Source organism: Pseudomonas sp. BGA-UO-ETr-WB11, from assembly GCF_059567785.1.
Genome location: NZ_JCAQOS010000004.1, coordinates 309,061 through 334,613, shown reverse-complemented (window position 1 = coordinate 334,613; position 25,553 = coordinate 309,061). Strand labels below are relative to the sequence as shown.

At 61.6% G+C, this 25,553-nt stretch carries 20 protein-coding genes and 1 pseudogene; 13 read left to right on the top strand and 8 right to left on the bottom strand.

Features of this window, described 5'->3' with window-relative positions; genetic code table 11:
* Positions 1 to 30: 30 nt before the first annotated feature.
* The 12 genes from cbpA to AC56DI_RS04660 all read left to right on the top strand — a co-directional run bounded on the left by cbpA (position 31) and on the right by AC56DI_RS04660 (position 9,387).
* A complete protein-coding gene (cbpA, locus tag AC56DI_RS04715; RefSeq protein WP_496345150.1) occupies positions 31 to 978 on the top strand; it encodes a curved DNA-binding protein in 948 nt (315 codons plus the stop codon).
* Positions 978 to 1,283 carry a chaperone modulator CbpM gene (locus tag AC56DI_RS04710; RefSeq protein WP_496345149.1) on the top strand — a complete coding sequence of 102 codons (306 nt, stop codon included), beginning with the start codon at positions 978 to 980 and terminating at the stop codon, positions 1,281 to 1,283. The genes cbpA and AC56DI_RS04710 overlap by 1 nt, the downstream gene beginning before the upstream one ends.
* Positions 1,284 to 1,362: 79 nt before the next feature.
* Positions 1,363 to 2,403 carry an NADP(H)-dependent aldo-keto reductase gene (locus tag AC56DI_RS04705; RefSeq protein WP_496345148.1) on the top strand — a complete coding sequence of 347 codons (1,041 nt, stop codon included), beginning with the start codon at positions 1,363 to 1,365 and terminating at the stop codon, positions 2,401 to 2,403.
* A 262-nt stretch (positions 2,404 to 2,665) separates the two neighbouring features.
* Complete coding sequence (oscA, locus tag AC56DI_RS04700; protein WP_324517357.1) at positions 2,666 to 2,848, top strand: sulfur starvation response protein OscA; 183 nt, start codon at positions 2,666 to 2,668, stop codon at positions 2,846 to 2,848.
* A 221-nt stretch (positions 2,849 to 3,069) separates the two neighbouring features.
* Positions 3,070 to 4,068, top strand: a complete 999-nt coding sequence (locus tag AC56DI_RS04695) for a sulfate ABC transporter substrate-binding protein (protein ID WP_496345147.1) — start codon at positions 3,070 to 3,072, stop codon at positions 4,066 to 4,068.
* A 178-nt stretch (positions 4,069 to 4,246) separates the two neighbouring features.
* Positions 4,247 to 5,065, top strand: coding sequence for a sulfate ABC transporter permease subunit CysT (cysT, locus tag AC56DI_RS04690; protein ID WP_324517355.1), 819 nt, complete (start codon positions 4,247 to 4,249; stop codon positions 5,063 to 5,065).
* A gap of 10 nt (positions 5,066 to 5,075) precedes the next feature.
* Positions 5,076 to 5,948, top strand: a complete 873-nt coding sequence (gene cysW / locus AC56DI_RS04685) for a sulfate ABC transporter permease subunit CysW (RefSeq protein WP_496345146.1) — start codon at positions 5,076 to 5,078, stop codon at positions 5,946 to 5,948.
* Positions 5,949 to 5,951: 3 nt separating this feature from the next.
* Entirely contained in the window at positions 5,952 to 6,941 is a 990-nt protein-coding gene (locus AC56DI_RS04680) for a sulfate/molybdate ABC transporter ATP-binding protein (RefSeq protein ID WP_496345145.1), read from the top strand.
* Positions 6,942 to 7,074: 133 nt separating this feature from the next.
* Positions 7,075 to 7,500 (top strand): group II truncated hemoglobin, encoded by a 426-nt coding sequence (locus AC56DI_RS04675; protein ID WP_496345144.1) that lies wholly within the window; start codon positions 7,075 to 7,077, stop codon positions 7,498 to 7,500.
* Positions 7,501 to 7,760: 260 nt separating this feature from the next.
* Positions 7,761 to 8,144, top strand: coding sequence for a hypothetical protein (locus AC56DI_RS04670; RefSeq protein ID WP_496345143.1), 384 nt, complete (start codon positions 7,761 to 7,763; stop codon positions 8,142 to 8,144).
* 100 nt (positions 8,145 to 8,244) lie between these two features.
* Positions 8,245 to 8,916, top strand: coding sequence for a cold shock domain-containing protein (locus AC56DI_RS04665; protein ID WP_496345142.1), 672 nt, complete (start codon positions 8,245 to 8,247; stop codon positions 8,914 to 8,916).
* A gap of 87 nt (positions 8,917 to 9,003) precedes the next feature.
* Entirely contained in the window at positions 9,004 to 9,387 is a 384-nt protein-coding gene (locus AC56DI_RS04660) for a hypothetical protein (protein WP_496345141.1), read from the top strand.
* Between the two features lie 147 nt (positions 9,388 to 9,534).
* On the opposite strand, the gene AC56DI_RS04655 is transcribed toward AC56DI_RS04660, so the two are convergent.
* From AC56DI_RS04655 to AC56DI_RS04620, 8 genes are all read right to left on the bottom strand, one after another.
* Positions 9,535 to 9,750: a TOBE domain-containing protein gene (locus AC56DI_RS04655; protein ID WP_324517349.1), complete on the bottom strand. Its 216-nt coding sequence runs from the start codon at positions 9,748 to 9,750 to the stop codon at positions 9,535 to 9,537.
* Positions 9,751 to 9,792: 42 nt separating this feature from the next.
* On the bottom strand, positions 9,793 to 10,593 hold the full coding sequence (gene ssuB / locus AC56DI_RS04650; RefSeq protein WP_496345140.1) for an aliphatic sulfonates ABC transporter ATP-binding protein: 801 nt from the start codon (positions 10,591 to 10,593) through the stop codon (positions 9,793 to 9,795).
* A complete protein-coding gene (ssuC, locus tag AC56DI_RS04645; RefSeq protein WP_496345139.1) occupies positions 10,590 to 11,381 on the bottom strand; it encodes an aliphatic sulfonate ABC transporter permease SsuC in 792 nt (263 codons plus the stop codon). The genes ssuB and ssuC overlap by 4 nt, the downstream gene beginning before the upstream one ends.
* A gap of 117 nt (positions 11,382 to 11,498) precedes the next feature.
* Entirely contained in the window at positions 11,499 to 12,647 is a 1,149-nt protein-coding gene (ssuD, locus tag AC56DI_RS04640) for an FMNH2-dependent alkanesulfonate monooxygenase (protein WP_496345138.1), read from the bottom strand.
* Positions 12,648 to 12,711: 64 nt separating this feature from the next.
* Complete coding sequence (locus tag AC56DI_RS04635) at positions 12,712 to 13,689, bottom strand: sulfonate ABC transporter substrate-binding protein (RefSeq protein WP_496345137.1); 978 nt, start codon at positions 13,687 to 13,689, stop codon at positions 12,712 to 12,714.
* Positions 13,690 to 13,806: 117 nt separating this feature from the next.
* Positions 13,807 to 14,400 (bottom strand): NADPH-dependent FMN reductase, encoded by a 594-nt coding sequence (gene ssuE / locus AC56DI_RS04630; RefSeq protein ID WP_496345136.1) that lies wholly within the window; start codon positions 14,398 to 14,400, stop codon positions 13,807 to 13,809.
* A 9-nt stretch (positions 14,401 to 14,409) separates the two neighbouring features.
* On the bottom strand, positions 14,410 to 15,048 hold the full coding sequence (locus tag AC56DI_RS04625; protein WP_496345135.1) for a peroxiredoxin: 639 nt from the start codon (positions 15,046 to 15,048) through the stop codon (positions 14,410 to 14,412).
* A 55-nt stretch (positions 15,049 to 15,103) separates the two neighbouring features.
* Positions 15,104 to 16,444, bottom strand: coding sequence for an OprD family porin (locus AC56DI_RS04620; RefSeq protein ID WP_496345134.1), 1,341 nt, complete (start codon positions 16,442 to 16,444; stop codon positions 15,104 to 15,106).
* 477 nt (positions 16,445 to 16,921) lie between these two features.
* Here AC56DI_RS04620 and AC56DI_RS04615 point away from each other — a divergent pair.
* Positions 16,922 to 25,547, top strand: a pseudogene (locus tag AC56DI_RS04615) (GH36-type glycosyl hydrolase domain-containing protein).
* Positions 25,548 to 25,553: the final 6 nt, after the last annotated feature.

Genomic DNA, 25,553 nt, shown 5'->3' with positions numbered 1-25,553 from the left:
CGTTACGGATGAATCACTCGGGGTAGTGCGATGGACTTTAAGGATTACTACAAGGTACTCGGGCTTGAGCCTGGGGCTGACGACAAGGCGGTCAAGGCCGCCTACCGCAAGCTGGCGCGCAAATATCACCCGGACGTCAGCAAGGAAAAAGACGCCGAGAATCAGTTCAAGGAAGTCGCCGAAGCTTACGAGGTGCTGAAAAGCGCCGAGAAGCGCGCCGAGTACGACGAGCTGCGTAAATACGCCCAGCAAGGCCGACCGTTCGAGCCGCCACCTGGCTGGCAGCCACGTGGCAATGCCGGTTTTGCCGATGAGATGGGCGGCGGCCGCGACTATTCCGACTTTTTTGAATCGCTGTTTGGCGCCGCCGGGCGCACCCAAGGCCCAGGCCGCAGCAGTGGCCGCCGAGGACAAGACGTGGAAATGGAATTGCCGATTCTGCTGGAAGAAACCCTGGCGGATGAGGCCAAGAAAATTGCCTTCCAGTTGCCGCAATACAGCGCCGACGGCCGGCCCCTGGCGCCCATCAGCAAGACCTTGAATGTGAAAATACCCGCCGGCGTCAGCGACGGCGAGCGCATCCGCCTCAAGGGTCAGGGTGCACCGGGCCTGGGCGGCGCGGCAAATGGCGATCTGTACCTGATCATTCGCCTGGTACCGCACCCACTGTTCGATGTCGAGGCACACAACCTGATCCTCACCGTGCCGCTGGCGCCCTGGGAAGCGGCGCTGGGCAGCAAGGTCACCGTGCCAACCCTGGACGGCAAGATTCACCTGAGCATCCCGGCCAATAGCCAGAACGGTCAGCGTTTACGCATCAAGGGCAAAGGCTTGATGAACAAGCAGGGCGAGCGTGGCGACCTGTACGCGCTGTTCAAGATCGTCATCCCCGCCCAGGCCGACGAGCCGACCCGCGCACTGTGGGCGCAACTGGCCGAACAGGCTGCCTTCGATCCGCGTGCCGAATGGAGTAAGTGATGATGAGCAGCCTGATCCTGCAACTGAACATTCACGAGTTCTGCCAGAGCGCCGAGCTGCCCCAGGCGGCGCTGCTGGAAATCATCGAGCACGGTATCCTCGAACCCAGCGGCGCCAGCCCGGAGCAATGGCTGTTCGACGCCAACGCCCTGGCCATCGCCAAGCGCGCACTGCGCCTGCAAGGCGAACTGCAGATCGAATGGGCCGGCATTGCTCTGGCGCTGCAGTTGCTGGATGAACTGGAGCAGCTACGCGCCGAAAACAGCCAATTGCGCCGCCGCTTGAGTCGCTTTGAGGCCGAATAATCCGCTTGCTGGTCGGCTCACCGCCGCGTGAGCCGACGATCCCCTGACTAACCCTATTGTTCCAACACCGGAGTTCACCATGCTTTACCGCCCGCTTGGCACCAGCCCTCTGCACGTCAGCGCCCTGGCGCTGGGTAGCATGACCTGGGGCGAACAAAACAACGAAGCCGAAGGCTTCGAGCAGATCCGCCGCGCCCAGGCCGCCGGCATCAACTTTATCGACACCGCCGAGATGTACCCGGTACCGCCCAAGGGCGAAACCGCCGGCGCCACCGAACGCATCATCGGCAACTATCTGCAACGCTTTGGCGGGCGCAGCGACTGGATCATCGCCAGCAAGGCCGCCGCGCCCGGCAACGGCATGAGCCATATTCGCGGCGGTCACGCCCACTTCGACCGCGCCAACCTGGTGGCCGCCGTGGACGCCAGCCTGCAACGCCTGCAGACCGACTACATCGACCTCTACCAGCTGCACTGGCCGGACCGGCACACCAACTACTTTGGCCAACTGGGCTATACGCACAACGCCGACGCCCACCTCACGCCGATTGAAGACACCCTCGAAGCCCTCGCCGAGCTGGTGGCCAGCGGCAAAATCCGTCACATCGGCCTGTCCAACGAAACGCCCTGGGGCGTGCACCGCTTCCTGCATCTGGCCGACAAACATGGCTGGCCACGGGTGGTGTCGATCCAGAACCCGTACAACCTGCTCAACCGCAGCTTCGAGGTGGGCCTGGCGGAAATCGCCATCCGCGAACAGGTCGGCCTGCTGGCCTACTCGCCCCTGGCCTTCGGCCTGCTATCAGGTAAATACGAAAACGGTGCCCAGCCGGCCGACGGCCGCCTGACCCTGTTCGAACGCTTCCAGCGCTACAACAACCCGCAGGCCCGCCGCGCCGCCAGCGCCTATATCCAACTGGCCCGCGAACACGGCCTGGACCCGGCGCAAATGGCCCTGGCCTATGTGAACAGCCGCGACTTCCTGACCAGCAACATCATCGGCGCCACCACCCTGGCGCAGCTCGACAGCAACATCGCCAGCCTCGACCTGCAACTACCCGACACCGTGCTGCAAGGCATCGAAGCCATCCACCGCGAACAACCCAACCCGGCGCCCTAACCCCGCCGCATAGGCCACAAAAAAACCGCGCACACCTCAATGGTTTGCGCGGCTTTTTATTTGGAAAGCGCCACTCACCCGGCAAGCGTCCGCAGTCCTTTGGTCACCGTCTTCAGTCCGTGCTGCCGCTATGCACTCATCAAAAATTATCTTTTGGTTATATTAAAATTACCAAACAGTCTTTTTAGAAATAATAAAGCCTGATTAGTATCTGCCCCATGCCGCTAACCCGCCGAGCGGCAACCGCAAGGAGCAGAGCAAAATGAGCGCAACTCTTCAAAAAATCGATGGCAGCGATGAAGCCAGCATCCTGCAAGAAATCCAGACGGCCCTGCGCAACCTGCGTTTTGGCTCGGTAGAAATCACCGTCCATAACGGCCAGATCGTACAGATCGAACGGAAAGAAAAAATCCGCCTGCAAGGCAATAACAACCGCCAGGCCTGAAACACCGCAATACCGTCGCCCGACTGGACCACCAGAGGGCGTGACATGACCCCGAGCCACTGACCACAAGAGCACGACCATGACCACGCACCTCAACGCAACTCCCCATCTGTATCGCTGTCGCCGCCGAATGTGTCGCTAACCCGCAACGCAACTACGCCACAGCAACACCCCCAAACAGATGAGCCGTGCCGCCAATGCCGCACGCAGAGGAGATTCACATGTCCATTCGCAAGCTAAGCCTGTCCCTGCTGACCGCCGCCCTGTTCGCCACCCCCGTGTTGGCCGAAACCACCTTGCTTAACGTGTCCTACGACCCGACTCGTGAGCTGTATACCGAGTACAACAAGGCGTTTAACCAACACTGGACCGCCGCTGGCAACGAAGCCGTGACCTTTCAGCAATCCCACGGCGGTTCGGGCAAACAAGCCCGTGCGGTGATCGATGGTTTGAAAGCTGACGTGGTAACCCTGGCCCTGGCTGGCGATATCGACGAGCTGTACAAGCTCGGCAAGCTGATCCCGGAAGACTGGCAAACCCGCCTGCCGCAATCGAGCACGCCGTACACCTCGACCATCGTGTTCCTGGTGCGCAAGGGCAACCCGGAAGGCATCAAGGACTGGGATGACCTGGTCAAGCCGGGCGTTGAAGTGATCACCCCGAACCCGAAAACCTCCGGCGGTGCACGCTGGAACTTCCTCGCCGCGTGGGCCTACGCCCAGCAGAAATACGGCAGCGAAACCAAGGCCCAAGAGTTCGTGCAGCAGCTGTATAAAAACGTGCCGGTACTGGACACCGGTGCTCGCGGTTCGACCATCACCTTCGTTAACAACAACATTGGTGACGTGCTGCTGGCTTGGGAAAACGAAGCCTTCCTGGCCCTCAAAGAGCAAGGCGGCGACAAGTTTGAAATCGTCGCGCCGTCGCTGTCGATCCTGGCCGAACCACCGGTGGCTGTCGTCGATAAAAACGTCGACAAGAAAGGCACCCGCAAGGTCGCCGAAGCCTACCTGCAGTACCTGTACAGCGAAGAAGGCCAGCGCATCGCGGCGAAGAACTTTTACCGCCCACGCAACGAAGCCGTTGCCGCCGAGTACGCCAAGCAGTTCCCGAGCCTGAAGCTGGTGACCATCGACAAAGACTTCAACGGCTGGAAAACCGCCCAACCGAAGTTCTTTAACGACGGTGGCGTCTTCGACCAAATCTACCAGGCCAATTGAAGCTACTGCGCTTGCTCATACTGCGTTGAAGACCGGCTCGGGCCTGCTCATTTACAGCCCGTAAACTCCGCGGCCCTCGCCGGTCTTCGCCTTGTCTGCGCTGCGCTCGTGACGCTTCAGCTGCACCTTCTCTGCATGGAAAAAGCCCTACCGCTCCAACCCAGAATAAGGACACCCCATGTCTCGCCGCATTTCCCCCGTCATACCCGGCTTCGGGCTGACGCTGGGTTACACCCTGGTGTACCTCAGCCTGTTGGTGCTGATCCCCCTGGGTGCCATGTTTCTGAAAACCAGCGATCTCAGCTGGAGCCAATTCATCACCATCATCAGCGCGCCGCGGGTACTGGCTGCGCTCAAACTGAGCTTCAGCACCGCCTTCTACGCAGCCCTGGTGAATGGCCTGATCGGTACCCTGCTGGCCTGGGTGCTGGTGCGTTACACCTTCCCCGGCCGCAAGATCATCGACGCGATGATCGACCTGCCCTTCGCCCTGCCCACTGCCGTGGCCGGTATCGCCCTGACAGCGCTGTATGCGCCCAGCGGTTTGATCGGCCAATTTGCCACCGACCTGGGTTTCAAAATCGCCTACAGCCCACTGGGCATCACCCTGGCGCTGACCTTCGTCACCCTGCCCTTCGTGGTCCGTACGGTGCAGCCGGTGCTGGCGGACATCCCCCGCGAGGTCGAGGAAGCCGCCGCGTGCCTGGGCGCCAAGCCGTTGCAGGTGTTTCGCCACATCCTCATGCCAGCCCTGCTACCGGCCTGGCTGACGGGCTTTGCCCTGGCCTTTGCCCGTGGCGTGGGCGAGTACGGTTCGGTGATTTTTATCGCCGGCAATATGCCGATGAAAACCGAGATCCTGCCGCTGCTGATCATGGTCAAGCTCGACCAGTACGACTACACCGGCGCCACCGCCATCGGCGTGTTGATGCTGGTGGTCTCCTTCGTCCTGTTGCTGCTGGTCAACCTGCTGCAACGCCGTATCGAAACCCCTTAAGGAGGCTGCCATGTCATCTATTACTGTTAGCGCAGCCGCCACTCGCAATGCCGCCCGCCGCGGCAATGCCTGGGCGCGCCGGCTGCTGATCCTCAGCGCCTGGCTGGCCTTCGCGCTGTTTCTGCTGCTGCCGCTGTACATGGTATTGAGCGAGGCATTGAAGCTCGGGTTTGGCACCTTCTTCACCTCGATTCTCGAACCCGACGCCATTTCGGCACTCAAGCTGACCCTGATTGCCGTTGGTATTTCGGTGCCGCTCAACCTGGTGTTCGGCGTCTCGGCCGCCTGGTGCGTGAGCAAGTTCGAGTTCCGCGGCAAGAGCCTGTTGGTGACCCTGATCGACCTGCCGTTCTCGGTCTCGCCCGTGATTGCCGGCTTGATCTACGTGCTGCTGTTCGGCGCCCAAGGCTACTTTGGTGAGTGGCTGAGCGAGCACGACATCCAGATCGTCTTCGCCGTGCCCGGCATCGTACTGGCCACCCTGTTCGTCACTGTGCCTTTTGTCGCCCGCGAGCTGATCCCGCTGATGCAGGAGCAAGGCACCCAGGAAGAAGAAGCCGCCCGCCTGCTCGGCGCCAACGGCTGGCAGATGTTCTGGCACGTGACCCTGCCCAACATCAAATGGGGCCTGATCTACGGCGTGGTGCTGTGTACCGCCCGGGCCATGGGCGAGTTTGGCGCGGTGTCAGTGGTGTCCGGGCATATCCGTGGCTACACCAACACCCTGCCGCTGCACGTCGAGATTCTCTACAACGAATACAACCACGTCGCCGCCTTCAGCGTCGCCAGCCTGCTGCTCGCCCTGGCCCTGATCATCCTGCTGCTCAAGCAGTGGAGCGAAGCCCGTTTGTCCCGTCTGAAATCCGCAGACGATGAGGAATAAGTCATGAGTATTGAAGTTCGCAATATCAGCAAAAACTTCGGCGCCTTCCGTGCCCTCAACGATATCAACCTGGACATACACAGCGGCGAACTGGTGGCCCTGCTCGGCCCGTCCGGCTGCGGCAAAACCAGCCTGCTGCGCATCATCGCCGGCCTGGAAACCCCCGACACCGGCAGCATCCAGTTCCATGGCGAAGACGTGTCCGGCCACGACGTGCGTGACCGCAACGTCGGTTTCGTGTTCCAGCACTACGCCCTGTTCCGCCACATGACGGTGTTCGACAACGTCGCCTTCGGCCTGCGCATGAAGCCGAAAAAGCAGCGCCCCAGCGAAGAAGAAATCGCCCACAAGGTGCATGAACTGCTGAACATGGTGCAGCTCGACTGGTTGGCCGATCGCTACCCGGAGCAACTCTCCGGTGGCCAACGCCAGCGTATCGCCCTCGCCCGCGCCTTGGCCGTGCAGCCGAAAATCCTGCTATTGGATGAGCCGTTCGGCGCCCTGGATGCCAAGGTGCGCAAAGAACTGCGCCGCTGGCTGGCGCGCCTGCACGAAGAGATCAACCTGACCTCGGTGTTCGTTACCCACGACCAGGAAGAAGCCATGGAAGTGGCCGACCGCATCGTGGTGATGAACAAGGGCGTGATCGAGCAGATCGGCACACCGGCTGAGGTGTATGAGAAACCGGCCAGCGATTTCGTTTATCACTTCTTGGGCGACTCCAACCGCCTGCACCTGGGCGATGACGGGCACATTTTGTTCCGTCCGCACGAAATTTCCCTGTCGCGCCTGACCCAAGCCGAGCACCTAGCAGCCCAAGTACGCGACATCCGCCCGCTCGGCGCCATCACCCGCGTGACCCTGAAAGTCGAGGGCCAGGACGAGCTGATCGAAGCCGAAGTGGTCAACGACCACGCCAGCCTGGCCGGCCTGATCCGTGGCGAAACCCTGTACTTCAAACCACGGCCCAGCTTTGCGGCCAACGGTCACTGAGTTGAACCATCACAAAACCAAAGCCCGCTGATCAGCGGGCTTTTTTCTGCGCTGAATCCCCCTGCGGCGCTCCGCCCCAGGCAGGCGCCCAGCGCGTGGTGGTTACAATGGGGTTTTTCACGGAGCATTGCAGATGAGCCAATCCCCTGCCTACGGCGTCGGCGACGCGTCCTACCAGGCCGCCGGCGGTATCGACGGCCTGCAACGCCTGGTCGATGACTTCTACACGCTGATGGATGAACGGCCCGAAGCTGTGGCGATCCGCGCCATGCACCCTGAAAGCCTGCAACTGGCACGCGACAAGCTGGCCTGTTTTCTCAGCGGCTGGCTGGGCGGCCCGCGGTTGTTCAGCGAACGCTACGGGCCGATTGCCATCCCAGCGTTCCATGCCCAATGGCCCATCGACGAAACCCACAGCGCCGCCTGGTTGCAGTGCATGGCCGGCGCCATCGCCCGTCAGCCTTACGCGCCAGACTTTGCCGAATACCTCCTGACCCAGTTGCGCGTGCCCGCCGCCCGTATCGTCCAGGCCAGCGGCAATCGGCATAAACAGGGATAAAACCTAAAGGCTACGCACAACCTGAAAAGGAGGGTCTTAGAACCTAGCAACAGGCCAAAAGCCGATCATGGACATGCTGCAGCCCCGCCCGTAATGTGCACACAAGCCATGTCGCTTTACCTCCCCGCCTTATGCCGCGTTTCTGGCGCGGCACTCAAGCCAAACAAGGAGTTACGCATGGACAAGGAGTGTTATCGAATACAAGCGGCGCAAAGCATTAAGTCACTTGTGTCGTCTACTTATAGTTAGGAGCATTACCTGTGCTTGGACGCATTGCACTAACCACTATGATGGTTCTTCTTTCTGCATGCGCTGCAACTGAAACAGTTGATTGTCCACCACAAGAAAAAGACCTTGCCGAACTCAAAGAACTCCTTCAGCTCAATCCTGAGCAGCTAGCAAAAGAAGAAGCAAAACTTTCCAATCCCGCATTTTATGGGGTGTATGGCTACTCGGTAAGCACTCCAGGGCTTACAAGCGGCGTAATGGCTTGCCTGCATCAAAAAGCACAAATCAAACATATGCCTGGTACATCCGATGTTTTGTGCAGCGATGAAATAGTTAATCTACAGCCGGCAGCTATAAATTTCGCAGAGCGTTATAATTCAGAGCTGGCGCGCGGCATGGAGTTGAAATGCCCCTAACTAGTGGTTCAAGCCGTTCGCTTCGCTCACTCGGGACGGGCTAAAGCCCGCCCCTTAACCAAACGTTAGGTACGCTATTAAAAATGAGAGCATCATAAGAATGAATGGAAAAATCACATCATGGAAAGATGAAAAAGGCTTCGGCTTCATTACTCCTGACGGTAAAAGCGAACAAGTTTTCTTTCATATTTCAAGCGTCAAAAAAGCCACTCGCAAACCAGAGGTTGGCGACGCGGTTGTTTTTGAAATAGCAAAGGATTCTCAAGGTCGTCTCAAAGCAACATATGTACTACTTGAAGGCGTTTTACTTGCAAAGCCTGCGGCTTCTAAAAAAATAGTAACTGAGCCTGTTAAAAAAGACGTGCTAGATTATTTTACCTATTTTATTTTGGTTATACTTTTTGTTATCTCATTAGGCCTTTTCGTGAAAACAGGCAAGCCAGAGTCTGCTTTGGTGCCTGGTGCTATTTTCCTGGTAATTTCCTTCTTCATGTCAAGTAGAAAAAAGCAGCCTGCAAATAAACTATTCTCATGCTCAAAGTGCCGGTCAGTCTCCAGTCACGACGAGAGAACAGTGCTTGCCTGGAATAGAGGCTTAAATAGGTTATATTGCAAATCTTGCCACCAAGGATGGCTGCGCGAGCAGCCTAAAGAACAACAAGAAAGCCGAAGCTCTTACGCTTCATCCAAGTCAGGTTGTCTTGGTCTGTTTTTAGTCATTGCGTCCGCGCCAATCATTTGCATTGTCGGTGCGTTCACATGGTTTGTGTAGGCTAAACCTAACTAGTGGTTCAAATCGTTCACCTCGCTCACTGGGACGGGCTAAAGCCCGCCCCTTAACCAAACGTTAGAGAAAAACATGGAACGTAAACCTGTACTACTCGGACTAGCCGCTGCAGCAATTGCATTGCTGATTGTTAAATTTATCAAAGTCGCACTAAGCAACCCTCTCGCAGAGTTCATGCTGGATGCTGTCTATAACCTTCCATGGTTAGTCGGCGGATTTGTCACTGGTTACATTTCTAAATTTTCTCCACTCAGAAATGGCGCTATCGCAGGTGCATTCTATGGAATTATCTTCAGCCTGATCGGAATGGCTCTAGTCTCAGCCCAAACCTATGGTGTGCAAGAGAAGATTTCACAACTTGGTATCGCAACTTTAGTAATTATAAAGTTTGCCTTTATGTTCTCCTTAGCATCTGCATTCGGACACTTGCAAAAATCACCGCGCGCATTTTTCTAGCAATGCGTATATGGCCTCTCCCACAAGTAGTGATCAAAGTTGGGCTTTTGCACCTGTCGTCAGCACTGCTCAGCGCACTAACGCAGCCCAAACTCCACGCAGAAAAAAGCCCGGCAAATGCCGGGCTTGCGTTGGTGTCGCACACACTTACAGCTTGGCGATCGACACCTCGGTGGATTTGACGAAGGCGATCACTTCACTGCCCACCTTCAAGTCCAGTTCGCGCACTGAACGGGTGGTGATCACCGAAGTGACGATGCCGGAAGCGGTTTGCACGTCGATTTCCGACAGCACGTCGCCGAGGACGATTTCCTTGATGTTGCCTTTGAACTGGTTGCGTACGTTGATGGCTTTAATGGTCATGGTGTTGCTCCTTGGATTGGGGGTACGAATTTACGGTTAGGGTTACAGCGCCCAGCGCAACTGCGTGGGCAAGGGTGAAAGCGGTTCTGGTTCCGGTGGGATGAGCGGCAGCGCCAGCACCCGGTTGAGCACGTCGGCTTCCAGTGCGGCCAGGCGCGCCGAACCACGCTGACGAGGCCGTGGCAGATCGACCTGCAGGTCGAGGCCGACTTCGCCGTCTTCGATCAGGATCACCCGGTCGGCAATCGCCACCGCCTCGCTGACATCGTGGGTCACCAGCAACACGGTAAAACCATGTTGCTGCCACAGACGCTCGATCAGTTGCTGCATCTCGATCCGGGTCAGGGCGTCCAGTGCACCCAGCGGTTCATCCAGCAGCAACAGCCGCGGTTGATGAATCAGCGCGCGGGCCAAGGCTACGCGCTGCTTTTGCCCGCCGGATAAGGCCGCCGGCCATTCATTGGCACGATCGGCCAGGCCGACCGCGTCCAGCGCTTGCAGGGCCTTGGCCCGCCAGTCGCCGGTCAGGCCCAAGCCGACGTTGTCGATCACCCGCTTCCACGGCAGCAGACGCGAGTCCTGGAACATCAGGCGGATATCACTGCGCGACGCCGCCAATCCCGCATTACCGGCGCTCAGTACGCCACCGCTGGGCTGATCCAGCCCGGCCAGCAGGCGCAGCAAGGTGCTCTTGCCGCAACCACTGCGGCCCACCACCGCAACGAACTGCCCGGTTGGAATGCGCAGGTCAATGTTGTGCAGCACCTGCCGCGTACCGAAGGCCTTGTGGATGCCGTTGATGGCCAGCGGCAGGCCGCTTTTCAGACTGTGGAGAACGCTCATTGTCCACCCGCCTTGGCCTGATAGGCCGGATGCCAGCGCAGCCAGATACGTTCAAGACCACGGGCGCTGCTATCGGCCAGCTTGCCCAGTACTGCGTACAAGAGAATCGCCAGCACCACCACGTCGGTTTGCAGGAACTCGCGGGCGTTCATTGCCAGGTAACCGATGCCGGCACTGGCAGAGATGGTTTCCGCGACGATCAGGGTCAGCCACATAAAGCCTAAGGCGAAGCGCACGCCGACCAGGATCGACGGCAAGGCGCCTGGCAGGATCACCTGACGGAACAGGCTGAACCCGGACAGGCCATAGCTGCGGGCCATTTCCACCAGCGCCGGGTCAACGTTGCGGATGCCGTGGTAGGTGTTCAGGTAGATCGGGAACAGGGTGCCAAGGGCGACCAGAAAGATCTTCGCGCTCTCGTCGATGCCGAACCACAGGATCACCAGCGGGATCAGCGCCAGGTGCGGCACGTTACGGATCATCTGCACCGAGCTGTCGAGCAGGCGTTCGCCCCACTTCGACAGGCCGGTAATAAAGCCCAGGGTCAGGCCGATGCTGCCGCCGATGGCAAAGCCGATGCCGGCGCGCCAGCCGCTGATGGCCAGGTGGGTCCAGATCTCGCCGCTTTCCAGCAGGCTCCAGCCGGCGGTCAGCACCGCACTGGGGGCTGGCAGAATCCGCGTCGACAGCCAGCCGGCGACCACAGCGATCTGCCAGATTGCCAGCAAGGCAATCGGCAAGGCCCAAGGCGCCAGGCGCAAGGCCAAGCGTTCAATTGTTGTACTCATGTTCAACCTCGTAACGACGGCGCTGGCCAGTCGTCATGCCTAAAAATAAGTGGCCGCATCCTGCAGCCGTTCGGGCGCTCCTGCGTTGGCTTCCCGCGTCCGTGCGAGTGCAGCTCCTTAACGCTGCGCTGCCGCCTTGGGCAGAATGTCGTTGGCCACCATCTCGCCGAACGGGCTGACATAGCCGCGGCCTTCCGGCACCGCTGGGCGGTTGACGTCCAGATGGGGGAACAGCAGTTCGGCCACCCGATATGACTCTTCCAGGTGCGGATAACCGGAGAAGATGAAGGTATCGATACCCAACGCCGCGTACTCCTTGACCCGCGCTGCCACGGTCGGGCCGTCGCCGACCAGCGCCGTGCCGGCACCACCGCGTACCAGGCCGACCCCGGCCCAGAGGTTGGGGCTGACTTCCAGGTGGTCCTTGCTGCCGCCATGCAAGGCGGCCATGCGTTGCTGACCGACCGAATCAAAGCGCGCCAGGGACGCCTGGGCGCGGGCAATGGTCTCGTCATCGACATGGCTGATCAGCTTGTCAGCGGCGGCCCAGGCCTCGGCATTGGTTTCACGCACGATCACATGCAGGCGGATGCCGAAGCGCACTTCACGACCTTGCGCGGCGGCTTTGGCGCGAACTTCGGCGATCTTCTCTGCCACGGCGGCCGGTGGTTCGCCCCAGGTCAGGTACAGCTCAACCTGCTCGGCAGCGAGGTCTTGCGCAGCCTCGGACGAGCCACCGAAATACAACGGCGGACGCGGCTGCTGGATCGGCGGATAGAGCAACTTGGCGCCCTTGACCTGAATATGTTTGCCGGCGTAATCGACGGTCTCGCCTTCCAGCACGCGGCGCCAGATGCGGGTGAATTCCACCGAGGCTTCGTAGCGCTCGGCGTGAGACAGGTTGAGGCCGTCACCGGCCAGCTCGTCCGGGTCACCACCGGTGACCAGGTTGAACAGCGCGCGGCCGTTGGACAGACGGTCCAGGGTGGCCGCTTGGCGCGCCGCCACGGTCGGAGAAATGATCCCCGGGCGCAGCGCCACCAGAAATTTAAGTCGTTGGGTGACCGGGATCAGCGACGCTGCCACCAGCCAGGAGTCTTCGCAGGAACGCCCGGTGGGAATTAACACGCCGCCAAAACCGAGGCGGTCTGCCGCCTGGGCGATCTGCTGCAGATAGCCGTGATCGACGGCGCGCGCGCCCTCGGCGGTGCCAAGGTAATGGCCGTCGCCGTGGGTGGGCAGGAACCAAAAAATATTCAAACTCATGGAGTGGACTCCTTAGAAAACGGCGTGCGCTAGCCCGGAAATACTCCGGGCTAGCGGTGAAGACTTACTGCTGCGCGACCTTGGCCGGCGGTACCGCATCCGGCCGAGTCCAGATCACATCTTTAATGCTGAGTTGTTTGGGGATCAGCTTCAGGGCGGTGAAGGTGTCGGCGATCTTCTGCTGCGCCTTGACCACCTCAGGGGTAATCAGCTGCGCGCCATAACCCTGGCGTTTGACTGCCACGGCGGTGATGTCCTTAGACAACCCCAGCAATGGCGCGACCTGTTCGGTGACGGCGACGGGATCGGCCTTGGAGTCTTCACCGACGGCACGCACTTCTTCGATCAGCGTGTTAAGCACCTGCGGGTGTTGCTCGGCATAGGGCTTGGTTGCCAGGTAAAACTGGTGGTTGTCCACCAGGCCCTGGCCATTGCGCAGGCTACGGGCTTGCAGCTGGTTCTCGGCGGCGGCCAGGAACGGGTCCCAGATCACCCAGGCGTCCACACTACCCCGCTCAAACGCGGCACGAGCGTCAGCCGGCGGTAGGTAGATCGGGGTGATGTCGCTGTACTTCAGACCCGCATCTTCCAGGGCGCGCACCAGCAGGTAGTGGACGTTGGATCCTTTGTTGAGGGCGACTTTCTTGCCTTTCAGCTCGGCCACCGATTTCAGGCTCGAGCCCTTGGGCACCAGGATCGCTTCGCTGCTCGGTGCTGGCGGCTCATAGGCCACATACAGCAAGTTCGCACCGGCGGCCTGGGCGAACACCGGCGGGGTTTCGCCAGTCACGCCGAAGTCGATCGAACCGACGTTAAGCCCTTCCAGCAGCTGCGGGCCACCTGGGAACTCAGTCCAGCTCACCTCGACGCCCTGCACGGCCAGGCGTTTCTCCAGGGTGCCCTTGGCTTTGAGCAGCACCAGGGTGCCGTATTTCTGATAACCGATGCGTAGCGTTTCGGCCTGGGCTTGGGTAACAGCGCCGATAGACGTGGCCGCGACAAACAGGGCGACCAGGCTCCGACGCAAAGTGCTAGTGCGCATGGCGCTCTCCTTTGCATTCAATGAGGGTTTGGTGACCTGCTCGCCCGTTGGCGGGTGAGTGAGGCGGTGAGGCGGCTGCTTGGGCGCAGGCCCGTGCAGCAAACTCTTGTCAGGGTTTCAAATACTCCAGCGGGCGTTTACCAGCCGGTCGTTCAATAACTGCGGATCAAGCGGTTTTGGCCGTCGGGCCAGGGCCGCAAAAAAGTGTTCCAGGGCGTCATCCAGACGCTCTTGCAGCACCGGCACCAGCTCCGCTGGGGCAGCGCCTTCGCCGTAGCTGATCTGGCAGTCTTCGGCGAACACGCCTTGCAGCATTTCCTGGGCCTTGAGTGCGGCCAGCACCGGTTTCAGGGCGTAATCCACCGCCAACATATGAGCACTGCTGCCGGCCGTGGCCAACGGCAGTACCACCTTGTGTTGCAAGGCCCGCTCCGGGAGCAGGTCGAGCAGGGTTTTCAGCGCCCCGGAAAACGACGCCTTGTACACCGGCGTGGCCACCAGCACGCCATCGGCCTGGGCAATCTGCTCGATGAGCAACTGGATCTGCGGGCTGTCGAAGCGTGCATGCAGCAGGTCTTCGGCAGCGAAATCGCGGATCTGGTAGCTGATCACCTCAACGCCCTGTTGCTGCAAACGTTGCCGCGCATAGTCGAGCAACACCGCCGAACGGGACTTCAGGCTCGGGCTGCCGCCTAGAGATACCACCAACATGCCGTGCTCCTAGCGATTCGGTTGCGGGGTCAGCCGCAGGTAGGGTTTGACGGCGCGATAACCCTTGGGGAAGCGCTGCTTGATTTCGTCTTCGTCCTTGAGCGACGGCACGATCACCACCTCGTCACCGTCCTGCCAGTTGGCGGGGGTGGCAACCTTGTGGTTGTCGGTCAGTTGCAGCGAGTCGATCACCCGCAGGATTTCGTGGAAGTTGCGCCCGGTGCTAGCCGGGTAGGTGATGATCAGCCGTACTTTCTTGTGCGGGTCGATGATGAACAGCGAACGCACGGTCAGGGTGTCGTTAGCGTTCGGGTGAATCAGGTCGTAGAGGTCGGACACCTTACGATCGGCATCGGCCAGAATCGGGAAGTTGACGGTGGTGTGCTGGGTTTCGTTGATGTCGTCGATCCAGCGCAGGTGCGAGTCCACCGGGTCCACGGACAAGGCGATGGCCTTGACCCCGCGGGCGGCGAATTCGTCCTTGAGCTTGGCGGTAAAACCCAGTTCGGTGGTGCACACCGGGGTGAAGTCGGCAGGGTGCGAGAACAGTACACCCCAGCTGTTGCCCAGCCACTCGTGGAAACGAATGCGACCGCTGCTGGAGTCCTGTTCAAAATCGGGGGCGATGTCGCCAAGGCGAATGGTCATGGTGCGTCTCCTGCTAGGTAAAGCGGGAGCCTGCGCGGCTCCCGGCAAACGGGGCTTACAACAGCGGCAAGCTGTAGCTGACGATCAAACGGTTCTCATCCTGGTCGGCGGTGCTGCTATTGCCGCGCAGGCTGGCGTTACGCCAGGAGAAACCCAGGCCTTTGAGGGCGCCGTCCTGCAGGGCGTAATCCAGGCGGAAATCGCGTTCCCACTCTTGCTTGTCACCCGTGGCCGACTCGATGTTGCTGCCAGACAAATAGGTGGCGGTGGCCTTCAGGCCCGGCACGCCGAGCTTGGCGAAGTCGTAGGCATACTCGGTCAACCAGGTGCGTTCGCCCGCGTTGGCGAACTTGCCGATTTGCCGATCAGTGATCAGGTACGCCGTAGCGCCATCACCCTGGTTGAGAAACGGAAAGTTGCTGTCGCCGGAGAGCTGCTGATAACCCGCGCTCAGGGCATGGCCGCCGAGGGTGTAAGTGAACAGCGCACTCCAGGTGTTGTTGTCGACTTCGCCCTTGGTGATGCCCTTGCCCTGGGCATTCAAGCCGTAATAGCCGGTGCTGGCGAAGCCCTCGGCGACACCGGCAGCCGTGCCGTTTTTGCCATCGGAGCCGCTGTTGAAGTAGCGCAGATCAGACTTCAGCACGCCGGCACCGAGCGCCAGGTTGTGGGTCAAGCCGAGGAAATGCTGGGTGTAGAAGTCATCCAGATTGCCGTAGTAGTACTGCGCCAGCAGGTCCTTGCTGAGCTTGTAGTCGGCGCCGGCATAGTAGAACTGGTTAACGAACTGACCAGTTTTAGCGTTGTTGGCACCGCCAATCGACAGGCCTTCGTTGCTGCTCGAGCTGCGGCCCTTGGCGTGTTCCAGTTGACCGCCGATCAGGGTCAGGTTGTCGAATTCGTTGCTGGTGATCTGCCCGCCTTCGAAGGTTTGCGGCAGCAGACGACCGTCGTTGAAGGTTACTACCGGCAGCTTCGGCTGCAGGGTGCCAATACGCCCTTCACTCTTGGAGATGCGCACCTTGCCTGTCAGACCAAGGCTACCGAACTCATCGACAGCGCGGCCGTCTTCATCGGTTGGGAATACGGTGCCGGCGTACTTGCTGGAGTCGGCGTTGCCATGACGGCCCTTACCCGAATCGAGCTTGATCCCAGCCAACCCAAGTGCATCGACGCCAACCCCAACGGTGCCTTCAGTGAAGCCCGAGGTGTAGTTGAACAGAAAGCCCTGGCCCCACTCTTCCTGGGTATTGGCGTCTGCGTTGCGGGTGTCTTGGTTGATGTAGAAGTTGCGCAGGCCGAGGGTGGCCTTGCTGTCGTCGACAAAACCAGCGGCGCCGGCCTGTTGGGCGAGAATGCCAAGCGCGATGGCCAGCGGTAGGGATAGTGGTTTCATGCTCAAGCTCCAGATGCAATTAAGTGTGCGTGTTGGCACTGCAGTGGGGCTCGATCCAGCTTGCTTGTCCGGCGTACTTAGCACCGGGTTCTGCTGGTGAAAAAGGGTGAGCCCCATCATTCATGGGCTCGGTGCGGTGGTCCGCTGTCGGCTTGGAGCTGACTTTAGGGCAGCCCGCTAATTCCTCAAAAGAATTGTTAGTTATTTTTTAGTAACTATATCGAATATAAAAGCCTTCCATCAGCACTCAGCCACCACCCCCTGAAACAGTCACCGGACGGGGCTATGTGTTCCAGCGCACCGACTGGAAGCAGCGCAGGCGGCACCCTCATGGTGCACCGGCAGGCTGTTGGCGGGTGTTACGAGTTCGAGGCAATCCTCTCTGCGCCCTCCAGGCGCCGTCGACACAGGCCCGAGAATTAACCTCGGGCGCTTACCGCGACCTAGCGGTTCAGCTACTCGGTACCCCATGTAACGATGGACATGAAACGGCTTTTCGCATCCCTGAGTATTTCGCGACTGGTGGCGGCTTTCCGTCTGTGGCCGGTTTCCGCCAGCAAATTTGCTTATGAGCCCGCGCTGCGCTCGGAGCTGTTCAGCGCCGAACAGATGGCCGAGCACGGCATGCTGCTGGCCCGCCAACACCACCTCAGCCCCTGCTCGGCCACCGACGTGTTGCTCGAACGCCTGGCCGACAACGAGGTGCTGCTGGCCCGCAGTTGCCGGTTGCTGACCCAGGCCACCTTGTCCACCCGCCGGGTCACGCCGGCGGCCGAGTGGCTGCTGGACAATTTTTACCTGATCGAAGAACAGATCCGCACCGCTCAGCTGCACTTGCCCAAGGGCTACAGCCGCGAACTACCGCGCCTGGCCAAAGGCCCCTCCGCTGGTTTGTCGCGGGTCTATGACATTGCTCTGGAGATCATTTCCCACGGCGACGGCCGCGTCGACAGTCACAGCCTTAGCCGCTTTATTGCCGCTTATCAGACGGTCACACCGCTGACCCTCGGCGAGCTGTGGGCGATCCCGATCATGCTGCGCCTGGCCTTGATCGAAAACCTGCGCCGCGTGGCATCGCGAGTGATTGCCGACTGGAACGACTGCAACCTGGCGGAAAACTGGGCTGATCGCCTGGCCGAGATTGCCGAGCAGGACGCCAAGAGCGTGGTTCTCACCGTCGCCGACATGGCCCGCTCCGCGCCACCGATGACCAGCTCATTCGTCGCCGAACTGACCCGCCGCCTGCAAGGCCAGAGCGCCGCGCTGGCCCTGCCGCTGACCTGGATCGAGCAACTGTTGTCGGAATCGGGCCTTAGCATTGAGCATCTGGTCCAGTTGGAAGCCCAGCAACAGGCGGCGGATCAGGTGTCGATCAGCCACAGCATCGGCAGCCTGCGCCTGCTCTCGGCCACCGACTGGCGCGAGTTTGTCGAGAGCATGAGCATCGTCGAGCAGACCCTGCGCCAGGACCCGTCCGCGGTATACGGCGCCATGGACTTTGCCACCCGCGACCACTACCGCCATGTGGTCGAGCGCCTGGCGCGCAGCAGCAACAAAGCCGAGGACGACGTTGCCCAGGCCGCCATCGCCCTGGCCGGTGAGCACCCGGCCGCAGAGCTGGCAGGTCATGTGGGCTACTACCTGATCGACCGCGGTTTGCCGGCGCTGCAAACGCAGATCGGCGCGCAACTCTCGCTGCGCGATATGCGTCGCTGGCTGCAAGGCTGCGCCCCGCTGTCGATCTACCTAAGCCTGGCCCTGCTGTTTACCCTCGCCCTGGCCTGGCCGCTTATCGCCCTCGCCAAGAGCGCCGGCTGGCCTGACTACCTGCTGCTTGTGCTGGCACTGCCGACCCTGCTGATGGCCAGCCAACCCGGCATTGGCCTGGTCAACTGGCTGGTGACCCTGAGTGTTCGCCCAAGCGTGCTGCCGCGCATGGACTTTGACCTCGGCATACCGACCGACGCGCGCACCCTGGTGGTGGTGCCAACCCTGATTGGCAACGCTGATGACGTTGAGGAGCTGGTCGAAGGCCTGGAAGTGCGCTTTCTCGCCAACCGCGACCAGCACCTGCACTTTGCCCTGCTAACCGATTTTATGGATGCAGCCAGCGAAGTGTTGGAGGGCGATACCGCCCTGCTGCTGCTCGCCCGTCAACGTATCGAGGCGCTCAACCGCAAATACCCGGACCCCGACGGCCAGCGCTTCTTCCTGTTCCACCGGCCGCGCCGCTGGAACGCGCAAGACCAGCTGTGGATGGGCTACGAACGCAAGCGCGGGAAAATCGCCGAGTTCAATGCCTTGCTGCGGGGCCAGGGCGCGGAGCGTTTCGCCTTGATTGTCGGTGACATGCAAAGCTTGCCCGCCGTGCGTTACGTGATCACCCTCGATACCGACAGCCAGCTACCCCGCGATGCCGCCCGGCAATTTATTGCGACCATGGCCCACCCGCTCAATCACCCGGTGTTCGACCCCGTGAAGCAACGCGTCACCCGCGGCTACGGCATTCTCCAGCCGCGGGTTGGCATCAGCCTGCCCAGTACCGCACGCTCGGTCTATGCCCGGCTGTTTGGCAGCGATGCTGGTATCGACCCCTACACCCGCAGTGTTTCGGACGTCTATCAGGATGTGTTCCAGCAGGGCTCGTTTGTCGGCAAGGGGATCTATGCCGTCGACGCGTTTGAACAAGCCATCGCCAGCCGCTTTGCCGACAACAGCATCCTCAGCCACGACCTGATCGAAGGCTGTTTTGCCCGCGCCGGCCTGCTCAGTGATGTGCAGTTGTATGAAGAATATCCGGCCCGTTACAGCGCCGACGTCAATCGCCGTCACCGCTGGATCCGTGGTGACTGGCAGTTGCTGCCGTGGCTGCTGCCCTGGGCGCCAACCCGCAGCGAGGGCCTGCAACGCAATCCTCTCTGCGCGCTGTCACGCTGGAAAATTGCCGATAACCTGCGCCGCAGCCTGCCCCCTACCGCACTGCTGAGCCTGTTTCTGCTCGGCTGGTGCAGCAACCTCGACAGCGGTCTCTGGACCCTGGCCCTGCTGGTGCTAGCACTCAGCCCGGCACTGCTGCATGGCCTGCTGGCGCTGCCGCACAAGCCAGCCGAGATGACCCTGAGGCACCACCTCAAGACCATCACCCAGAGTGCCGGCCAACACCTGCTGCGCAGTAGCCTGGCACTGGTGTGGCTGCCCCATGAGGTGCTCTACAGCCTTGACGCCATCGTGCGGACCCTCTGGCGCCTGCTGGTCAGCCGCCGCCGTTTGCTGCAATGGAACCCCTCGCGGGAAGTCGAGCGCACCAGCACCGCCAGCCTCAGAGGCCTGTATCGCCTGATGTGGATTGGCCCACTGCTGGCCGTACTACTGCCTATCCTGCTGTGGCCGCAGCCCCTGACTTTGATCTATGCCGCGCCGCTGTTGTTGCTCTGGCTGCTGTCGCCCGCTGTGGCGTGGTGGATCAGCCGCCCACCCAGCCATCATGCATTTGTGCCGACGGCGCTAGAGCTGAGTTTCCTGCGCGCCCTGGCGAGGCGCACCTGGGCATTTTTCGACCGTTATGTCGGCCCTCAAGACAACTGGCTGCCGCCGGACAATATGCAGGAACAACCACTGGCGGTGATCGCTCACCGCACGTCGCCAACCAATATGGGCATGGCCCTGTTGGCCCATCTGGCCGCCCATGACTTTGGCTACCTGAGTGGTGCGCGCCTGCTGCTGCGCGTCGAACAATCCCTGGCGAGCATGGCCCGCCTGGAGCGCCATCGCCGCCACTTCTACAACTGGTACGACACCCTGACGCTGAAGCCACTGCCGCCCTTCTACGTCTCGACCGTGGACAGCGGCAACCTAGCTGGCCACTTGCTGACCCTGCGCCCCGGCTTGCTGGCGCTGGTGGACGAACCGGTGTTTACCCTGCGCCAGTTCAGCGGCCTGGCCGACAGTGTGCAGGTGCTGCGCGACGCCATGCTGGCCGACGGCCAGGACAGCCGCCCGCTGCTGGCCATGCAACAGCAGCTAGACACCCTGCACAACACACCGCCGCCGTCGCTGCTGGCCGCCCATCGCGCCATGCATGACCTCTGTGCCCTGAGCAAGACCCTGGCCAGCCAGGCGTTCTCGCCACTGCTCAGCGACAGCAGCTTCTGGCTTCAGGCGCTGCTGGAGCATTGCAGCGACCTGCACAGTGAGCTGGCGCGTTTTATCCTGCCGGCCAACCCTGACAACGGCTTGCCCGCATGGCCGAGCTGGCGGCAACTGGCCGCCGTCGACAGCCGCCACTGGCCCGAAGCCGAGCGCGAACAGGTGCTTGCCGTGCAACGCTGCGCGCAACAACGCATCGTCAGCGCCCAACGCCTGGGGCAATTGGCCGGGGACCTGGCCGACATGGACTTTGCCTTTTTGTACGACCAGCGCCGCGATCTGTTTGCGATTGGCTACAACGTCGAAGAACGGCGCCTGGACGCCGGCTTCTACGACCTGCTGGCCTCCGAGGTGCGCCTGACCAACTTCGTCGCCATCGCCCAGGGCCAGTTGCCGCAACAAAGCTGGTTCACCCTCGGGCGCCTGCTGACCGCCAATGCCGGCGTGCCGGTGCTGCTGTCGTGGTCAGGGTCGATGTTCGAATACCTGATGCCGATGCTGGTGATGCCCAGCTACGCCGGCACCTTGCTAGACCAAACGTGCCGCGCCGCCGTGGCCCGGCAGATTGAATACGGCAATCAGCTGGGCTTGCCCTGGGGCGTGTCCGAGTCTGCTTACAACGTGATGGATGGGCACTTCAATTATCAATACCGGGCCTTCGGTGTGCCGGGGCTGGGACTCAAACGCGGCCTCGGCGACGACCTGGTGGTGGCGCCCTACGCCACGGCACTGGCCATGATGGTGGCGCCCCAAGCCGCCTGCCGTAACCTGCAACGCCTGGCCGCGGATGGATTGGCCGGGCGCTTTGGCCTGTACGAGGCCATCGACTACACCGTCGCCCGCCTGCCGCGCGGGCAGACTTCGATGATCATTCGCTCGTTTATGGCCCACCACCAAGGCATGAGCCTTCTGGCCCTGGCCAGCGTGTTACTGGACCGACCGATGCAGCGACGCTTCGAGTCCGAGCCGCAGTTTCAGGCCATTACCCTGCTGCTGCAGGAGCGCATTCCGAAAACTGCCACGCCGTTCCTGCACACCGCCACTCTAACGACCCTAACCCCCGCCAGTGCCGAGGCAGAAACCCGCCTGCGGGTGATCACCGACCCCGACCGTCAGCGCCCGGCCGTGCAACTGCTCTCCAATGGCCGCTATCACGTCATGGTCAGCAGCGCCGGGGGTGGCTACAGCCGCTGCCGCGAGCTGGCCGTGACCCGCTGGCACGAGGACATCAGCGCCGACAACTGGGGCATGTTCTGCTACCTGCGCGATGTTGCCAGCGGCGAGTTTTGGTCCAGTGCCCACCAGCCGACGCTCAAGCAACCGCAGTGCTACGAGGCAATCTTCTCCGATGCGCGGGCCGAATTTCGCGTGCGGGAACGGGACTTCGATGCCCATACCGAGATCGTCGTCTCCCCCGAGGACGATATCGAGCTGCGCCGTATCACCCTCACCAACCGCGCCCGCGTGCGTCGCACCATCGAGATCACCAGTTACGCCGAAGTGGTGCTCGCCCCGGCCCTAGCCGATGCCCTGCACCCGGCGTTCAGTAACCTGTTTGTGCAGACCGAACTGGTGCCTGCCCTGCAGGCCATTATCTGCACTCGCCGACCGCGATCCAGCAGCGAAGCGGTGCCGTGGATGTGCCACCTGCTGGCGGCCCATGGCGCCGATATCGAGTCGATCTCCTACGAAACCGACCGTTCACGCTTTATCGGTCGCGGCCGCAGCCTGACCCAGCCGGCAGCCATGGACGATAACCACGCGGGGCTACTGTCCAACAGCGCCGGCTCCGTGCTCGACCCGGTGGTAGCGATCCGCTGCCGGATCAGCCTCGACGCCGGGCAATCGGCCAGCATCGACCTGGTCACCGGCCTGAGCACTAGCCGCGAAGGCTGCCTGCAGCTGATCGGCAAATACCGCGACCGTTATCTGGCTGACCGGGTCTTCGACCTGGCCTGGACCCACAGCCAGGTGTTGCTGCGCCAACTCAACGCTTCGCCCGCCGATGCCCGGCTGTACGAACAGATGGCCGCCTCGCTGGTGTACGCCAATGGCACCTTGCGCGCCGAAAGCAGCGTACTGAGCAGCAACCTGCGCAATCAGTCGGGCCTCTGGGGTCAGGCTATTTCCGGGGACTTGCCCATCGTCCTGGTGCAAATCGACGACTCGGCGCAAATCGAACTGGTGCGCCAACTCGTACAGGCCCACGCCTACTGGCGGCAAAAAGGCCTGGCGGTGGACCTGGTGATCTGGAACGAAGACCAAGCCGGTTACCGCCAGCAGCTGCAAGACCTGATCATGGGCCTGATCGCCTCTGGCATCGAAGCCAACCTGATTGACCGCCCAGGCGGCATCTTCGTGCGCAGCGCCCAGCAACTGTCGCCGGAAGACCGCACCCTGATGCAGGCCGTTGCGCGCATCGTGCTCGCCGGCAACCGCGGCGGTCTGCACGAACAAGTGCATCGCCGCCGGGTTGAAGTTGCCCTACCGCGCTTCGATCCCAACCATTTGCGCAGCGCTGAGCGCAGTTCGGCCGTACCGTCGCGGGTCGACCCCGAGCTGCAGCTGGGTAATCCCTATGGAGGCTTTTCAGCCGACGGCAGCGAATATGTCATCACCCTGCGTCCTGGCGACGCCACCCCGGCGCCCTGGGCCAACGTGCTGGCCAATCCGCAGTTTGGCAGCGTGATCTCCGAAAGCGGTGGCGCCTATACCTGGAGCGCCAACGCCCACGAATACCGCCTGACGCCATGGCACAACGACCCGGTGGGCGATACCAGCGGCGAGGCGCTGTATTTGCGCGATGAAGACAGCGGCCATTACTGGTCACCCACCCCCGCTACCAAGGCGCGGCAACGGCACGTACATCACCCGCCACGGCTTTGGCTACAGCGTGTTCGAGCATGAGGAAGACGGCATTCACAGTGAACTGTGGGTGTACGTGGCCCTTGATGCGCCGGTGAAGTTCTCGGTCTTGAAGCTGCACAACCGCTCCGGTCGCCCACGGCGCCTGTCCGCCACCGGTTATGTGGAGTGGGTGCTGGGCGACCTGCGGGAAAAAACCGCCATGCACGTGGTCACCGAGTCGGACCCAATCAGCGGTGCGCTGTTCGCTCGCAATGCCTATTCGATGGAATATTGCGGCCGCGTGGCGTTCTTCGATGTCGATTGGCCAGGGCGCAGCATCAGCGGCGACCGCAGCGAGTTCCTCGGCCGCAATGGCAACCTCCGCGCACCAGCAGCCCTGGGCCAGCCGCGCCTGTCCGGGCGGATCGGCGCCGGGCTCGACCCTTGCGGGGCGATCCAGACCGGCTTCGAGCTGGCCGATGGCGGCCGCCATGAAATCGTCTTCCGGCTGGGCGCCGAGCAAGATGCCCGCGCCGCCACCAGCTTGGTGCAGCGCCTGCGCGGGGTGGGCACCGCCGCCAGCGCCTTGCAGGCGGTGCGCAAGCATTGGCAGCAAACCCTGGGCAAGGTGCAGGTGCAAACCCCGGATCCGGCCGTTAACGTGCTGGTCAATGGTTGGCTGATGTATCAGGTCATCGCCTGCCGCTTCTGGGCGCGCAGCGGCTACTACCAGTCCGGCGGCGCCTTTGGCTTTCGCGACCAGTTGCAGGACAGCCTGGCGATGCTACATGCAGCGCCCGCCAGCACCCGCGAGCATTTGCTGGTGTGTGCCGCGCACCAGTTTGTCGAAGGCGATGTGCAACATTGGTGGCACCCGCCACAAGACCGCGGCGTGCGCACCCACTGCTCGGATGACTACCTGTGGCTGCCGCTGGTCACCAGCCGCTATGTTCAGGTCAGCGGCGATCGCAGCGTGCTCGACGAGCCCGCCGGCTACCTAGAAGGTCGGCCGTTAAACCCTGGCGAGGAGTCTTATTTCGACCTGCCACGGCCCAGCGCCCTGCGCGAAAGCCTCTATCAACATTGCGTACGCGCCCTCGAACATGGCCTGCAACGCGGTGCCCACGGCTTGCCGCTGATGGGCTCCGGCGACTGGAACGACGGCATGAACCGCGTTGACGAACTTGGCCAGGGCGAGAGCATCTGGCTGGGCTTCTTCCAGTATCAGGTGCTGCGCGCCTTTGCCGGCACCGCCCGCGAGCATGGCGACGAGACCTTTGCCCAGCGCTGCGAAGAACAGGCCCGCCTGCTACAAATCAGCCTGGAAAACCACGGTTGGGATGGCGCCTGGTATCGCCGCGCCTACTTCGATGACGGCACGCCGCTGGGTTCGGCCAGCAATGATGAATGCCGGATCGACTCCATCGCCCAGAGCTGGTCGGTGCTCTCCGGCGCAGCGCCGGATCAACGCCGGCGCAGCGCCATGCAGGCGCTCAACCAGCACCTGGTGCGCCGCGATCTGGGTCTGATTCAGCTGTTCGAGCCACCGTTTGACACGTCCACTCTCGACCCTGGCTACATCAAGGGCTACGTGCCGGGCGTGCGCGAAAACGGTGGCCAATACACCCATGCCGGCATCTGGGCGGCCATGGCTTTTGCCGAACTGGGCGACAGTGCCAAGGCCTGGGAGCTGACGCGCATGCTTAACCCGCTCAGCCACGGCCAGAGCGCCGAGGCGGTCGAGGTGTATAAAGTCGAGCCCTATGTCATCAGTGCCGATGTCTACGCCGTGGCGCCCCATGCCGGGCGCGGGGGTTGGAGTTGGTACACCGGCTCGGCTGGCTGGATGTACCAGTTGCTGGTGGAATCCCTGCTCGGCTTGCGCTTAGAAGGTGCGCGCCTGCACCTGCGCCCAGTACTGCCCGCCGATTGGCCAGGATTCAGCCTCGACTACCGCTTTGGTGCCAGCCTCTACCAGATTCACGTGCAGCAAAGCCCACAGGCCGACAACAGCGTCAGCCTGGACGGCGTACTGCAACCAACAGCGGAGGTGCTACTGCTCGACGACGGCCAGCCGCACCGGATTGATATCCACTGTGCAGCGACCTAAAGGCCG

Bases quoted from the DNA above. Each gene is read 5' to 3' on its own strand.
- cbpA (WP_496345150.1), top strand. From the start codon at position 31: ATGGACTTTAAGGATTACTACAAGGTACTCGGGCTTGAGCCTGGGGCT.
- AC56DI_RS04710 (WP_496345149.1), top strand. From the start codon at position 978: ATGATGAGCAGCCTGATCCTGCAACTGAACATTCACGAGTTCTGCCAG.
- AC56DI_RS04705 (WP_496345148.1), top strand. From the start codon at position 1,363: ATGCTTTACCGCCCGCTTGGCACCAGCCCTCTGCACGTCAGCGCCCTG.
- oscA (WP_324517357.1), top strand. From the start codon at position 2,666: ATGAGCGCAACTCTTCAAAAAATCGATGGCAGCGATGAAGCCAGCATC.
- AC56DI_RS04695 (WP_496345147.1), top strand. From the start codon at position 3,070: ATGTCCATTCGCAAGCTAAGCCTGTCCCTGCTGACCGCCGCCCTGTTC.
- cysT (WP_324517355.1), top strand. From the start codon at position 4,247: ATGTCTCGCCGCATTTCCCCCGTCATACCCGGCTTCGGGCTGACGCTG.
- cysW (WP_496345146.1), top strand. From the start codon at position 5,076: ATGTCATCTATTACTGTTAGCGCAGCCGCCACTCGCAATGCCGCCCGC.
- AC56DI_RS04680 (WP_496345145.1), top strand. From the start codon at position 5,952: ATGAGTATTGAAGTTCGCAATATCAGCAAAAACTTCGGCGCCTTCCGT.
- AC56DI_RS04675 (WP_496345144.1), top strand. From the start codon at position 7,075: ATGAGCCAATCCCCTGCCTACGGCGTCGGCGACGCGTCCTACCAGGCC.
- AC56DI_RS04665 (WP_496345142.1), top strand. From the start codon at position 8,245: ATGAATGGAAAAATCACATCATGGAAAGATGAAAAAGGCTTCGGCTTC.
- AC56DI_RS04660 (WP_496345141.1), top strand. From the start codon at position 9,004: ATGGAACGTAAACCTGTACTACTCGGACTAGCCGCTGCAGCAATTGCA.
- AC56DI_RS04655 (WP_324517349.1), bottom strand. From the start codon at position 9,750: ATGACCATTAAAGCCATCAACGTACGCAACCAGTTCAAAGGCAACATC.
- ssuB (WP_496345140.1), bottom strand. From the start codon at position 10,593: ATGAGCGTTCTCCACAGTCTGAAAAGCGGCCTGCCGCTGGCCATCAAC.
- ssuC (WP_496345139.1), bottom strand. From the start codon at position 11,381: ATGAGTACAACAATTGAACGCTTGGCCTTGCGCCTGGCGCCTTGGGCC.
- ssuD (WP_496345138.1), bottom strand. From the start codon at position 12,647: ATGAGTTTGAATATTTTTTGGTTCCTGCCCACCCACGGCGACGGCCAT.
- AC56DI_RS04635 (WP_496345137.1), bottom strand. From the start codon at position 13,689: ATGCGCACTAGCACTTTGCGTCGGAGCCTGGTCGCCCTGTTTGTCGCG.
- ssuE (WP_496345136.1), bottom strand. From the start codon at position 14,400: ATGTTGGTGGTATCTCTAGGCGGCAGCCCGAGCCTGAAGTCCCGTTCG.
- AC56DI_RS04625 (WP_496345135.1), bottom strand. From the start codon at position 15,048: ATGACCATTCGCCTTGGCGACATCGCCCCCGATTTTGAACAGGACTCC.
- AC56DI_RS04620 (WP_496345134.1), bottom strand. From the start codon at position 16,444: ATGAAACCACTATCCCTACCGCTGGCCATCGCGCTTGGCATTCTCGCC.